At 54.8% G+C, this 13,315-nt stretch carries 11 protein-coding genes and 1 pseudogene; 6 read left to right on the top strand and 6 right to left on the bottom strand.

Annotated elements, in window-relative coordinates; translation table 11 throughout:
* Positions 1–46: 46 nt before the first annotated feature.
* Positions 47–415, bottom strand: a complete 369-nt coding sequence (locus tag SH467x_RS00390) for a YkgJ family cysteine cluster protein (protein WP_482371413.1) — start codon at positions 413–415, stop codon at positions 47–49.
* Between SH467x_RS00390 and SH467x_RS00385 the strand changes: the two genes are divergently transcribed.
* The 3 genes and pseudogenes from SH467x_RS00385 to SH467x_RS00375 all read left to right on the top strand — a co-directional run bounded on the left by SH467x_RS00385 (position 372) and on the right by SH467x_RS00375 (position 4,454).
* Positions 372–620, top strand: coding sequence for a hypothetical protein (locus tag SH467x_RS00385; protein ID WP_482371418.1), 249 nt, complete (start codon positions 372–374; stop codon positions 618–620). The two genes, SH467x_RS00390 and SH467x_RS00385, sit on opposite strands and share 44 nt — an antisense overlap.
* 108 nt (positions 621–728) lie before the next feature.
* Positions 729–3,548, top strand: a pseudogene (gene secA / locus SH467x_RS00380) (preprotein translocase subunit SecA); the annotation flags it as partial.
* Positions 3,549–3,557: 9 nt separating this feature from the next.
* The gene (locus SH467x_RS00375; RefSeq protein ID WP_482371412.1) at positions 3,558–4,454 is read left to right on the top strand and encodes an SEC-C metal-binding domain-containing protein; all 897 of its coding nucleotides are present in this window, start codon (positions 3,558–3,560) and stop codon (positions 4,452–4,454) included.
* On the opposite strand, the gene SH467x_RS00370 is transcribed toward SH467x_RS00375, so the two are convergent.
* The 5 genes from SH467x_RS00370 to SH467x_RS00350 form a co-directional block, all read right to left on the bottom strand.
* Positions 4,451–5,479 carry a glycosyltransferase family 10 domain-containing protein gene (locus tag SH467x_RS00370; RefSeq protein WP_482369337.1) on the bottom strand — a complete coding sequence of 343 codons (1,029 nt, stop codon included), beginning with the start codon at positions 5,477–5,479 and terminating at the stop codon, positions 4,451–4,453. The two genes, SH467x_RS00375 and SH467x_RS00370, sit on opposite strands and share 4 nt — an antisense overlap.
* A gap of 56 nt (positions 5,480–5,535) precedes the next feature.
* Positions 5,536–6,441, bottom strand: a complete 906-nt coding sequence (locus tag SH467x_RS00365) for an alpha-1,2-fucosyltransferase (RefSeq protein WP_482369336.1) — start codon at positions 6,439–6,441, stop codon at positions 5,536–5,538.
* Positions 6,438–7,235 carry a glycosyltransferase family 25 protein gene (locus SH467x_RS00360; protein ID WP_482369335.1) on the bottom strand — a complete coding sequence of 266 codons (798 nt, stop codon included), beginning with the start codon at positions 7,233–7,235 and terminating at the stop codon, positions 6,438–6,440. The genes SH467x_RS00365 and SH467x_RS00360 overlap by 4 nt, the downstream gene beginning before the upstream one ends.
* Positions 7,232–8,296: a glycosyltransferase family 4 protein gene (locus SH467x_RS00355; RefSeq protein ID WP_482369334.1), complete on the bottom strand. Its 1,065-nt coding sequence runs from the start codon at positions 8,294–8,296 to the stop codon at positions 7,232–7,234. The genes SH467x_RS00360 and SH467x_RS00355 overlap by 4 nt, the downstream gene beginning before the upstream one ends.
* Before the next feature lie 83 nt (positions 8,297–8,379).
* Positions 8,380–9,918 carry a hypothetical protein gene (locus SH467x_RS00350; protein WP_482369333.1) on the bottom strand — a complete coding sequence of 513 codons (1,539 nt, stop codon included), beginning with the start codon at positions 9,916–9,918 and terminating at the stop codon, positions 8,380–8,382.
* 299 nt (positions 9,919–10,217) lie between these two features.
* On the opposite strand from SH467x_RS00350, the gene metK reads away from it, so the two are divergent.
* The 3 genes from metK to SH467x_RS00335 all read left to right on the top strand — a co-directional run bounded on the left by metK (position 10,218) and on the right by SH467x_RS00335 (position 13,314).
* Positions 10,218–11,384, top strand: coding sequence for a methionine adenosyltransferase (gene metK, locus SH467x_RS00345; RefSeq protein WP_482369332.1), 1,167 nt, complete (start codon positions 10,218–10,220; stop codon positions 11,382–11,384).
* 109 nt (positions 11,385–11,493) lie between these two features.
* Positions 11,494–12,501 (top strand): lysylphosphatidylglycerol synthase transmembrane domain-containing protein, encoded by a 1,008-nt coding sequence (locus tag SH467x_RS00340; protein ID WP_482369331.1) that lies wholly within the window; start codon positions 11,494–11,496, stop codon positions 12,499–12,501.
* 144 nt (positions 12,502–12,645) lie between these two features.
* Positions 12,646–13,314, top strand: coding sequence for an FHA domain-containing protein (locus SH467x_RS00335; RefSeq protein ID WP_482369330.1), 669 nt, complete (start codon positions 12,646–12,648; stop codon positions 13,312–13,314).
* The last annotated feature ends 1 nt before the right edge of the window (position 13,315 follow it).

The raw sequence follows: 13,315 nt of genomic DNA, 5'->3' as shown, positions 1-13,315 counted from the left end.
AGTGGCCATCATGGAGACACCCTGATCGAGTCCCAACCGATCCGACCTACGCTCCGCAATCTGGTCCATCGAAGGCCTTTTCCGCTTGCTGCTCCCCGTCGATCACCTTGCGAATCTCCTCGATGCTATACAAGCGGCCTCGATTGCACCCTGGGCAATTCTTTGAAATTTCTTTCCAGTCTCTGGGGGTGGCGATATTCGACTCCCAGAACGGCCAAGTCCGGCATTGCGAGGGTCTCGATTCGTAAACGGAACAGCGCCGAGTCTCGGGTTCCAGGAAAATACAGTCGCCGTCGGAATACTCGACCAAGCTGACTCGAGCTCCGATGCGACGCGTGAATTTCCGCTCAAAACCATCGAGGTCGTCCTCCATGCCCACAGCCTTAGCGATCTCCGCAATCTCGCTCTCGCTCACCCAGACGTATCCAGTTCCAGGGCCGCTGCAGCAATTGCCACATTGCGTGCACTCGAACGAAAGGCCATTTTGGTACCAAGTGGAATACGACGTGTCCATTGCGACGGAGGGTCCGGAGGGGCGACGAGATCAAATGCTTGAATTGACGCAAGTCTACCGAATCGATACGCTCCCCGCGACCAAACTCGGAAAATACGTAGAATAGGACCACAGTCGTCGCCTGGGCCTCCTTGGCCACGACGATTCACGGGGCTGTTTACGACTCCACCTGCGGCTCCAACCGCGCTTTGTTTCTCTAAGATCTGTCCGCAAAATGCAACTGCTCGAAAAAATCTGGGAAGGGACTTCCAATGCCGTCAACGGAGTATTGGGAGGACTGGATCGAGGCCTGACGGTTTTCTTTGGCTCAGCCAACTCCAGACAGATCAAGCGCTTTAGCGAGCTTGCCAAACTCGTCGGCGAACTAGAACCGAAAATGACTTCCCTCAGCGATGAGGAACTCCGGGAGCAGACGGTCAAATTTCGCAAACGTTTGGCCGATGGTGAAACGCTCGAAGACATCCTCGTCGAAGCGTTTGCAACGTGCCGTGAAGCCGGCCGACGATTCCTCAAAATGCGTCACTACGACGTGCAGCTCATCGGTGGAATGGTTCTTCACGGCGGAAACATCGCCGAAATGATCACCGGAGAAGGAAAGACGCTCGTGGCGACGCTTCCCGCCTATCTCAACGCGCTCGAAGGAAAGGGAGTCCACGTTGTCACCGTCAACGACTACTTAGCGCGACGGGACATGGAGTGGATGGCCCCTCTCTACATGGGGCTGGGACTCACCGTCGGCAGCATCCAAAGCGGAATGTCTAACTCTCAACGCCAGCAGTCCTACGCCGCGGATATCACCTACGCCACCAATAACGAATTGGGATTCGACTATTTGCGCGACAACATGCGCATGGCCTCTCGCGGCGATCATCGATTCCCACCCGAGCAGCAACAGGTCCAAGGGCCACTTAATTACGCTGTCATCGACGAAGTTGACAACATCCTGATCGATGAAGCCCGTACACCGCTTATCATCTCCGGGAGCGCGGCTCGGGACATGGGGAAATACGCCGACGCCGATAAAGTGGCCCGCGCGTTGAAGCGAGAGGACCACTTCGTTGTCAACGAAAAAGATCACACGGTGAACTTGACCGATGCCGGGATTCGCGAAGCCGAGAACTTGGCCGGCGTCGAAAGCTTCTACACGGTCGGAAACATGGAGTGGCCCCACCTGCTGGACAATGCCCTCAAAGCCCACCACTTGTACAAGAAAGATGTCAACTACGTCGTCAAGGATGGCGCAATCATCATCGTCGACGAATTCACCGGCCGATTGATGGAAGGTCGTCAGTGGAGCGATGGATTGCACCAAGCTGTCGAAGCCAAAGAAGGGGTCCAAATCAAAGAGGAAACCCAAACTCTCGCGACGATCACCCTCCAGAACTTCTTCAAACTCTATCGCAAGATCGCCGGAATGACCGGAACGGCAATGACCGAAGCGAACGAGTTCAACAAGATCTACAAACTGGGGGTCATCGCCATTCCTTCCAACCGGGGATTGCAGCGCATCGAATTCCCCGACGCGATCTACCTTTCGGAGCAAGAAAAATTCGACGCCGTCGCAGATGAAGTCGAACGCGTTCACAAATTCGATACGATCCGATATGTCGATCGGAGCAAAGGGGCTTTGGTAGGAACCATCCAATCGGAAAACGATACCGAAGTCACTCTCAAGAAATCCGACTCCAAAGAACTGGTGACGGTTCCCCGCACGGAAATCAACGAAATCGAATACTCCGGTCGCCCGATCTTGGTCGGGACCGTCTCGATCGAAAAGAGCGAAAAGCTTGCGAGATTGCTCGATCAGCGTGGGGTAAAGGCAGAGGTTCTCAACGCCAAACAACACAAACGCGAAGCGGAAATCGTTGCCCAAGCGGGACGTATGGGAGCTGTTACGATTGCGACCAACATGGCCGGTCGGGGGACCGACATCATTCTCGGTGGAAACCCCGACACCATGGCTTGGGCTCAACTGCAAGATCGCTATCCAACCCGATTGGAAGTCCCGAAGGATGAATGGGAATCGCTGGTCCACGAAATCGAACAGCGCGAACAAATGAAATCCCAAGGGGAACAGGTTCGCAAGAAAGGTGGTCTCTACGTCGTCGGAACCGAACGACACGAATCGCGACGCATCGACCTTCAGCTTCGAGGTCGTTGCGGCCGGCAAGGTGACCCGGGTTCCAGTCGCTTCTACTTGTCGCTCGAAGACGATTTGATGCGTATCTTCGCGGGAGAATGGGTTCGAGAGTGGATGAAGCGGATGGGCATGGGCAATGGCGAGGCCATCGAAAGTCCCTATGTTTCGAAACGAATCTCAGGCGCTCAAAAGAAGGTCGAGGAGAGAAACTTCGAAGCCCGAAAGAGTTTGCTCGAATACGACGAAGTCATGGATTACCAACGCAAACGGGTCTATGGCTATAGGCAGGAGATTCTGGACGGAACCAGTTGCCGCGATTTGGTCATGAACCAACTCCGCGAGCAGATTCAAAGCAATGTGGAACAGTATTGCGATCCGCTCTTCGGCGCGGAGTCCTACGCGAAATGGGCTGGCGCCCGACTCGGTGTTCAACTCGATCCCAAAGACTTCCGAGGGGTCGAACCCAACACCGCTGTCCTCTACGCCAAGGATCAGACAGAACGAGCCGCTGAGACCCAAATTTTAGATGCTATCGATGAGAACCTTCCTCTGGAAACCGAACAGTCCGAATGGAATTGGGAAGCGATGACCAAATGGGTCAATGCGAGGTTCAATACGAACTACACCGTTAGCTCGTTAAAGAAAACCGACCGCGATCGCATGGATGAAGAGCTGATCGAAAGCGCGACCAAGTACATCGAATCGATCGACCTCTCCGAAGGGGCTGTGTTCCTGACCGATGACTTTGGATTGAAATCCCTGGCGGGATGGATGGCCAATAAATTCGGCATCCAAGTCAATGTCGAGGATCTCAAGGGGCAAGAGCCAGAACAGATTGTCAAGAAACTACTGAAGCTCGCCGAAGACACCTACAGCGAACGGGAAAGCCAGTTCCCTGTCTTGATGGCTTTCCGTCGCTTCAGCAGTATGACTTCCCCCGATTCTTACTCGATCGATGGTGCTGCCGTCGCGAACTGGGCGATGGCACGATTCGAGGATCCTAACGCAGGCGAAAGCCTCACCGAGGATCCTAATCAATCCTTCGAGGCATTGGTTACCATCTCGAAGAAGTCGGTCGAAAAAGGAATCGGTCTTCGCAGCCTCGTAGCCGAAAAAGCGAATGCACTATTCGGCCGCGAAGAATCGAAGAGCTTGAAAACTCTTTTCCAACGCGATCAAGCTGAGATCGACAAGGTTGCGAATTGGGCCCGCCAAACACTGGGTTGGTCCGGTGAATCTGAATCGATGCGAGAATGGACTCGCAAAGAGTTCATCAATCGCATGACGCAAACGATCGATGATCGATACTTCCCCGAAATCCGACGTGTCGAACGAACTGTCCTCCTCACACAACTTGACTCCGCATGGAAGGATCACTTGCTCGCCATGGACCATGTCCGTGCCGGTGTGAACTTCCGCAGCATGGGACAAATGGACCCCAAGGTCGAGTACAAACGAGAGGGGATGCGGCTCTTCGATCAAATGTGGCTTTCGATTGGCGAGCGAATGACCGATGTCATTTTCCGCATGGAGGCGATCGATTCCGATATCGTCGCCGATGCTTGGGTGGAAACCAGTGCTCGACATGACGAATTCGACGTTCGACAAGCCCTCGCGGAAGAACAGTCCAGTTTGATGGCTGAAAAGGAACGCGACCTTGAGCAAGCCGAGCGAGCGGGTGCCCCCGACACGGCAGTTCCTACCATCCGACACAGAGGGGATCGGATCGGTCGAAACGACAACTGCCCCTGTGGTTCTGGAAAGAAGTACAAGAACTGCTGTATGCGGAAACAAGTCTAATCGTGAGAGGGGGATCGGGCGACTCGCGGTTTGCGAGTCGTCCACTTATGGTAAATCCTCGTTAACTCACGCCACCAACGCTCTCGACCCTTCGCATTCGCTTGCGGTTGAAGCCATTCGGGGGCTTCTCGATTTGGTTGCCACTGCGATTCGCCAAGCGACGCAATCGCATCTCTCAAGACGGCGAAGAACGAGTGCTCGGTCAAGACACGCTCGCGCGCCTTCGACAGAGCTTCTGCGTACTTGTCGTACGGGTCGCTATCCAGCCACGCGGCAATTTGCTCAGCAATCTCCTGTAGGGCAATCGAAAGTTTCGGCTCGACCAACCGCTCATCGAGTTGGATGCGATACATCGTATCGGGACCAAACCATCGCTCAATATTGGTACATCCCAAATAGATAGGGATCGCTCCTCCCAAATAAGCATCCGAAAGCTTCTCGCTCCAGTAATTCGGCTCGGTGCTGTTCTCGAAGGAAAGGTGGTACTGGTACGGGGCGATCGCATCTCTTTTGTCGGCTACCTCCCGTATTCCCTTTCCGAAAATCTGCAATCGGTCACCTAGTCGCTGCTGAAGGATCCTGACAAGTTGCAGACGAATCCGATGCCCCCGGTGAAACGATTTGTTAGAGACGACGATCGAAATTTCGGCCTTTTTGCGTACCGTCTCCCCCCTTTGAAGCTGTGTGAAGTCTAGCCACTGATTTTCCGTTCGATTCCAACCGTAAAACCAAGGCAATCCTGGTTGCGATACAATCGTCTTTCCGCGAAAACTCGGTACAGGAAACGGCGACACCAGAACACCAAATTGGTCGAGAAACGGCATATCGATCCGAGCCAACGAGGAAGGCTCTCCCATCAGCATGATTCGACGATGCTTCGGAATGAGCGTTGGCTCTGGCTCGCGAAACGGTTCGTGGCATACCAGCCAATCGCTGACGCTGGACTGCGACGCTTCACGAAACGCTTCGAGTTGATGATGGAGGATCACGTTCGGATACGAACATGTCCTGTCGTAGAGCGTCATGGGTGACCGGGGTTGTGCTACCCAAATGCGAAATGAGGGTTCGGACTCGTTGCTACTCAATCCATTCGCACCCAAGTCGAAGGAACAATGCTGTCGTCTACGCGCGGGCGTCCATGATACCACACCCTGGGAGCGACCACGAGTTGATTGGGGTGAAACGCGAGCCATGCTCCCCACCAACTAAAGGTACTGTTTGCAAGGATGTGGTGCTCGCAACTCGACATGAGTCGTAAATCTTCCGTAGGTGTATCGGAGTTGTGCCGTACAACCGTCTTGCGAATCGGAATATCCAGGTTGTCCTGCACCCAATCAGGATCGTCCGAAAACAGAAATGCTTGAACGTTTTCGTGCCCCAATCGATCGATCAGGTAAGCGGTCGCGCGTTGATAGTAGTCCAGCGAGCAAGCCGCGTAGATCGCTCGATTCTTCGGGTTGGTGACATAGTCTCCTCGGCGAATATGAATCGCAATCGACTTGCTCGATCCAATCCTATCGAGGAGTTGTCCGTTCTCCAGGGAAGGCTTCTCTCGAAAGGCGAACAGTTTGCGAATGTCGTCACGGTAGGAGGAGAAGTACTGTTCGGACTGCCAACATCCATGGAGATAGATCGATCTGCGTTCGGTGGATCGAAATCGATTCAAGATGTCGTGATACGCAAGCTCCTTTTCACGCGCATAGAGGACACGTGAGCGATTTCGAATCGTCCAAAACACAAAGGAGAGACTGGATCGCTTCAATGGCGGGAGAGAAACGACGGATTGGTTGGAATTCGAGGCCGAGGAGGAGGTGAGAATTGGTGCATCGAATTGAAATGAATTCAATCCCAGGTTCCGGCAACGATCTTTCTGGATCGGACGGGCATCGCACAGGTGGGATTGGTTCAAACGGCGTGCGAGCGCTGCGCCCGCTGCCGCTTGAAACATTTGATTCCCCAGTCCGCCGCTTAATCGGGAAATGATCATGCTGCGCGCGAGCTAACTGCGATCGATGCAGCGTTATCGCGTTTCGCCATTCCGAGAGACTTCGCGCGAATTCGTTGGCGATACCAAGGCCGCAGGATTTCGCGCTGAAGCCGATGCCAGTGGAATCCGTGCGATGCATGTCCAATGGTGTTCGTGCCAAGTTGTTCCGAAACCTCGCGTACGAAGGATGGTTCAACGATTCGCATGCGGACTCCTGTTTCCCAAACCATTTGTAAGAACGTATCCACCGGGCGATCGAAAACACGGGTGGCGTCCAGCAGACGGTAAGCGGCTTCGCGGGTGACCAATTGAGCTGTCGTGCGAAGCGGTACGACCGTGGGTTGCACCAATTGGCGCCGATACCCATCCTTTCCAATCCGTTCGAGACAGACAGGATGAGGACCTGTCTCACGAACTTGCAATTGAATATAGTCCCCTTGTTCTGCGTTGACTCGAGTGAACTCGAGCGTACCGTCAAATTGCGGCTGTTCCAATTCAACGTCGTCTTCCAAAATCAAGGCTGCGTCTAAGCCATCGCGTAGGATCCGCAACCAAGCTTTGCGATGGCTAAGAAAGCAACCAATTTCTCCTCGTCGCAGTGAGAAGGGATACACGGGCCGGATACGCTTGGGTTGATAAACGCATTCCACTTCCTCCTTCGAAAGCGCAGAGCCATCCACCGCTTCGAGTATTTCTGTCGGCCACGAAAGGGACTTGACGATTTTTTTGACTTGAGGGATGCGATGGACAGCCCTCGGCAGCGATATGACAAAGGCCTTTGTTTTTTCGATCATGGGAATACTTCACCTTTCCAAAGTCGTTCGTAGACGTCTGCATATCCTAAGACTTCTGTGTCGATCGATAATCGAGAGGTCGCGACCTCTCTCGCGTAGACGCCCATTTCCTGCAAATGGTCCGTATCGCGGGTAACCTCGAGGATTGCGCTGGTTAACCCGTCTATGTCGTTAATCGAGACGACGTAGCCGTTCCTACCGTCTTCGATAATCTGCCGATAAACACCCGTGTCTGTGGCGACGACTGGCACACCGCTTGCCATCGCCTCCAATGGCGTCATTCCGTAACCCTCATAGCGAGGCGACGCGACGAGCAACGACAGCGAACGCATGATTTCAGGAAGTCGATCCCGAGGTTGTTCACCCAAGAACAGGACCCGGTTGTTCAATTTCGCCATTTCCAACCGTCGCTTGAGTTGCTGCTCGAACAGCGCATCCGCTGGCATGGCTCGGCCCACAATCACCCCCGTGAAATCGGGGCGTTGGACCAGTACCCGGCACATCGCCTCCACAAAGCAGTCGGTCCCTTTTTCATGCCGAATGCGTCCGACGATTCCAATACCACGCGCGCCGGGTAGGCCGAGATTTCCCCATGCGACGGACCGATCGGGCGATGGATAAAAGCGAGTGGTGTCGACTCCATGCGGCACGACACTTGCGAGGTGAGGCACATACGACGCGGCTTGGGATGTGGTCGCAACGACAGCATCCATCCTGGAAATCAACTGTCGAGGCACCCGCGAATGCCGCCGCTGGGCTGCCGAGGTGAACACGATTCGGATAGGAAGCCTCAAGTGATCGCGCGCAAAGATCACGATCGCCATCTCTAAGTTTCTGCGCACGTGCCAAATCGAAAAAGGCCGATTCGGGGGGGGGCGCCGCGAAAGAAGCAATGCAGAACGCAAACTCAATACCTGTGGCGCCGACGGAAGCGGCCTGCCTACCAGACGCGTGGAAAAGTAGCGATGCATACCGCTGAGTACCGCGTCTGCGGTTGCGGATACTCCTGTAAATCTTCGGTGAAAGTTCGTGACGAGAACTTCCGGAGCTGCGTTTGGCATCGGAATGATCTGAGGCTTCGACGGTAAAAGGGCAGTCTAGCCCGTTCAATCGCCTTGGAACAATACCAACCCCCCCAAGCAGCTCACTTGTCCTTGTCACTGCGAGGATTGCTAGCGTTTCTGTCCCTTGCGGCTCGTTTTGCGCTTTCCGAGTAATGCAGGAGACTTTCGAGCAGATAGCCCCCATCTCGATCCTCCCGTTCTGCGAAATGTTCCGTCCATTGCTTGCGATGCTCCGGACTCCATTCAGACCAAGAAACCATAGGTACCTTTGGGAGCAATCCCATGGCCTCGATGGGAGTTAGTGAAACGCGATATACCTGAATCGTTTCGAAGGCCCTGCCGGTGGTTGCAAGTCTCCAAGGAACCTGGCCATCCGTCCGACCATCCACCCAACTATCCGCCGAACTTTCCCCCGAACTATCCGATTCGCTGGCGAACTCCCATGGCGCGGGCTGTTGCAGCACGGAGACGGAAGCCCGGACTCCATCGACATACACAGCTAGATCCAACAGATTTCCCGTCCCGCGGTAGGTCATCACGAAATCACGCCCCTCGAGGTTTTCCTTGTTCGGTAGTGAAAACGAAACGACAGCATCATGGATATTTGTCTCGCTTGCCTCGCCCGATGAGCTATTCCAGCGAATGATGCCGGAACGCCCCGTCCCAGGCCATTCCATCCGCCAGCCACCTCGGGTTTGGTCTTCTCTCGCAAACTCGATCTTCCATCCCCGCTTCTTCGCCCCCTCCTCCGCAATCCTTGCATGCAGGCTGAATGGCAAACCAATCCACCCACACGCTGGCAGTTGGTGAGACGATATGGATGGATCCGAATTGCCTTGCGAGTCCATGACGATCCAGTCCGGATTCGCGTCGGGAAACTGCCCCAAACGGTCGTACCAGCCCATGGTTTGTTCCTCAAGTTTTTCGTCGTCCAGGTAACGACGAAATTCCGTCCGCATCTGGTTGGCTGCCAATCGAAAGGTCTTTGAAGCCTTGGGTTCGTCTGGCCATGCAAAGTCGCGATCGGATTCCTCGCTGATCGGGAGCTGGCCAAAGGCAGACGGACTCCAAGGGCTTCCCGTTGGCTCGGCAAAAAACCGCCATGAACTCCAAACGGGCCGGTTCTTCACGATGGTCCGCCGCAAGAAAGCGACTCGAATCGTATCCATCGGCCTTACAGTTTTGCCATATACGGGCTCCAAGACGTGCAGTGGAACGCGAATGTGCAATTCGCGAGCGGTGTGAGACTGTCCCTCTTTTTGGACCACCACCCCATCGATTGGCCATTGGCTCTCGATTCCTCCGCCGTTGCGTCGAATTTGGGCGTCCCATCGCACTTCGGATTCCTTATCCAATCCGGTGACTTCCAAGCAATACAGGGGCGATTCTTCATCTTTGGAAAAGGCAATCACAATGCCTTCCTCCGCGAAGGCGATGGTTGCCGCGTCCTCTCGGGCTGGATTTTTCAAGTCAAATCGAACGTTCCAGTTCCCTGCCTCGCAGTCGCATTCGACCCGCGTCGAGCTTGGGCTATTCAGCCATGGGTCGCAAAAACGTGAGATAATCGTCTTCGCCGTAGCCAGGTCGCTCCCTCCCAATCCTGCGAGGAATGCAACCACGCGCAGGATATCCAGCCACGTCGGCCGGCGGTTCGCTACCCATCTTCTAGTCGGTGAATCACGCATTTTTGCCAGCCCCCCCGGTTAGAGCATGTGTAGCCCGGTCCGTCCATTGGGCTGGCCCGCCCCAAAGGCAGGCCCCACCCAATGGCTAGCCCGCCTGGCCTGTAGGATTTTTGAATGCCATCATTATATCCCCGCCGAGGCCGATTGGGACCTTCAAGGAACCCACGACTCGGGTTACACTACGATCTCTCAACAATCCCAATTTCTTAAATTCCCTACTCGGGAGGTCGTTCGTGGCTTCGGGCAAGTATATTTTTACAAGTGAATCTGTATCGATGGGTCACCCTGACAAGTTGGCGGATCGAATCTCCGACAGCGTGTTGGACGCACTGCTCGCCCAGGACCCGATGAGCCGTGTTGCTTGCGAGACCGTCGTCACCACCGGTCTAGCAATGATCGTCGGCGAAATCACGACCAAAGCGATTGTCGACTACGCGGATGTTGTTCGCAAAGCGATTCTCGATGTTGGTTACGATGACGACGAGTCCGGTATTTCCGGTCGGACTTGCAATGTGATGGTCGCCCTCGACAAACAAAGTCCTGACATCGCTATGGGCGTCGACGCGTCCGACGCAAAGGATATCGGAGCAGGCGACCAAGGGCTCATGTTCGGCTATGCGTGCAATGACACCCCCGAAATGATGCCCCTCCCGATCGCATTGGCTCACCGCATTACAAACCGGCTCACCGAAGCTCGATTCAACAACGAAGTCGATTGGCTTCGACCTGATTCGAAGAGCCAAGTTTCCGTCGTATACGATGGTTTTAAGCCAATTGGAATCAACAACGTCGTCGTCTCGACCCAGCACGCACCCCATGTCTCCCAAGAGGAGATCAAGAAGTTCGTGATTGAAAAGGTCATCAAGCCTTGTTTGCCGAAGGAATTGGTTTCGGACAGCATTGTTTACCACATCAATCCGACGGGTAAGTTCGTGGTGGGCGGTCCTCACGGTGACAGCGGTCTGACCGGTCGTAAGATTATCGTCGATACCTACGGTGGATGGGGACGGCACGGTGGTGGTGCGTTCAGCGGAAAGGATCCGACCAAGGTGGATCGAAGCGCCGCGTACATGGCTCGCCACGTTGCGAAGAACATTGTTGCATCCGGTGTTGCCGATCGCTGCGAAGTGCAAGTTGCTTACGCCATCGGTGTGAGCAAGCCGGTCAGTGTCCGTGTCGACACGCAAGGTTCGGGTAAGGTTCCGGACGAAAAGATTTGCGAGGTCGTTCAATCCTTCTTCGATCTCACCCCTCGCGGCATCATCGAGTACTTGGACCTCCGTCGTCCGATTTACTCAAAGACCTCTTCGGGTGGACACTTCGGTCGCAACGAGCCCGAGTTCACTTGGGAAAAGACCGACAGCGCCGCGAAACTCGGTGCAGCGATCCTCGGGAAATAGTCCTGACCTTCTGCTGCCCACAGGTTGGTCGAGCTAGCGAGCTCCTTACTCGCTAGCTCTGCTTCCAGCCCGCCGAGTCTTTCTCCGTTCCCAATCCCGCGACATGTCTATGAGCAGCGCCCCTTCACGGGACCCGATCGCAACGAAGCCCGCGGGATGGCGCAAGTGGTTTTGGCCCTTTCTGAAGATCGCCATTCTGGGGCTTTCTGTCATCTGGATCGTTGTTCAGTCCAGGAAAGACTGGAACGGTTTCGTCCAGCAGGAAAAGAATTGGTCGTATCTGGGGCTTGCGTTCTTCTTTGTCCTTAGTGCTCACCTGATCAGCTATTGGCGGTGGCAGTTGCTCGTCAATGGACTTGGGGTTCCCATTTCAACAGCAAGTGCTGTTCGGCTTGGTTTCCTTGGAACGCTCCTCAATCAAGTAAGTATTGGCTCGGTGGGGGGCGATCTATTCAAAGCGATCGAAGCGGCGCAGCGGGCGAAGGACAAGAAGACCGAAGTTGTCGCATCGGTCCTGGTCGATCGAGCAGTTGGGTTGCTGGGACTTTTGATGGTTGCAAGCGGGGGAATGGTAATCGCTCCTTCCCTGTCACCAAGGCTGTCCGCGATTCAGTGGGTCGCATTGCTTCTGAGCGGATTGGGATTGGGGATTTTGATACTCATCGGTGTCCTCGGTGCTCGCATTCCCCTTCATTGGCTGCGAAGGCTCCCTGGGGCTGGACATACCATTTATCGCTTAGCGAAGGCTTGCATGATTTTTCATGGCAGGCCGCGATTGATTGTGGAGGTTATTGGTTCGAGTCTTCTCGTCCACATTTGTTTCACGCTCGCCTGCTTCCTTATATCGAATGCATTGTTCTCGAACGCTCCATCGGTGGCGGAGCATTTCGCGGCGATACCACCCGCCATGGCGGCTGCCACGCTCCCCATCACCCCGGGTGGAGTCGGCGTGCTGGAGATCGCGATTGCAGGGTTATTTCGGGAGCTCCCATCCCTGCCCGAGGGGTATTCTCCTTGGATTATGGCAACGACGCTGCGGCTTCTCCTTATTTGTGTGTCGTTGATCGGGGCGGTTTACTATTTCTTCGGTTTTGGCAATCGCCGAGAGCCCGTGTAGGATGGACCCATCAGCCATTTTCATACGAGTGTGGGTTGGGGAGCAAGACAGATAGGCTAAACTACACGTCCTGGCCTTTTCCAATTGATTTCGGGGCGGCCTGGGCACCCCAACGAAACGTATCAACCGAGACTCGAGGTGGGCATGACGAAATTGACGCTCCGAATTGTTCAAGGAGCCGATCGCGGGAAAGTCTTTTCCGACCTCAAAACCCCCATCACCATCGGCCGTGAGGAGGGAAACACGATTCAGCTCAACGATGAGCGAATCAGTCGCTTTCATTGCAAGATCCAGGAAGACAATGACCACCTCGTCCTAACAGACTTGGAAAGCACCAACGGGACTCGCGTGAATGGGCAGGACTGCCAACTCCGGATTCTTCGCTTCGGGGACATCATCCATGTTGGTCGAAGCATGCTCCTGTTCGGCACCCACGAGCAGATCGCTTCTCGAGTCCAGGAGAATCAGACTTCGATCGAGGAGGCGCAAAGCAAAAAGGGGGCAGCCGGCGAAGATCTTGGTGATTTCGATCTGGCTCCAGGGCTTGCCGAGTCGGTGCGAATGCTCCGAGATCTGAACCAGCCTCCGCAGCTGCCGGATCGATTAAGCCCCAGTCAGGCGGCCCAGCTTGCAGAGTTGTTCGAGTACTTCCACGCACGATTGGGTGAAGTCATCGAGACCGTGCACATCCACGATAAGAAGCCGAAGATCGAGATCGATCTGGGGACTTGGCAACTCATGTTGCAAATGTATAGTCGTCTCGCAGAGTTGATCCGGGGAATCGCGGATCCCGAATTTCGTTTACCTGGATAAG

This window comes from Brakhagea slesvicensis (assembly GCF_052161625.1).
In the GTDB taxonomy this organism is placed as follows: domain Bacteria; phylum Planctomycetota; class Planctomycetia; order Pirellulales; family Pirellulaceae; genus JBKCUI01.
The sequence above is the reverse complement of the archived record's forward strand: the minus strand, read 5'-3'. Positions and strand labels throughout refer to the sequence as shown.

Bases quoted from the DNA above. Each gene is read 5' to 3' on its own strand.
- SH467x_RS00360 (WP_482369335.1), bottom strand. From the start codon at position 7,235: ATGATCGAAAAAACAAAGGCCTTTGTCATATCGCTGCCGAGGGCTGTC.
- SH467x_RS00355 (WP_482369334.1), bottom strand. From the start codon at position 8,296: ATGCCAAACGCAGCTCCGGAAGTTCTCGTCACGAACTTTCACCGAAGA.
- SH467x_RS00375 (WP_482371412.1), top strand. From the start codon at position 3,558: ATGGCTTTCCGTCGCTTCAGCAGTATGACTTCCCCCGATTCTTACTCG.
- SH467x_RS00385 (WP_482371418.1), top strand. From the start codon at position 372: ATGCCCACAGCCTTAGCGATCTCCGCAATCTCGCTCTCGCTCACCCAG.
- SH467x_RS00340 (WP_482369331.1), top strand. From the start codon at position 11,494: ATGAGCAGCGCCCCTTCACGGGACCCGATCGCAACGAAGCCCGCGGGA.
- SH467x_RS00370 (WP_482369337.1), bottom strand. From the start codon at position 5,479: ATGACGCTCTACGACAGGACATGTTCGTATCCGAACGTGATCCTCCAT.
- SH467x_RS00335 (WP_482369330.1), top strand. From the start codon at position 12,646: ATGACGAAATTGACGCTCCGAATTGTTCAAGGAGCCGATCGCGGGAAA.
- SH467x_RS00365 (WP_482369336.1), bottom strand. From the start codon at position 6,441: ATGATCATTTCCCGATTAAGCGGCGGACTGGGGAATCAAATGTTTCAA.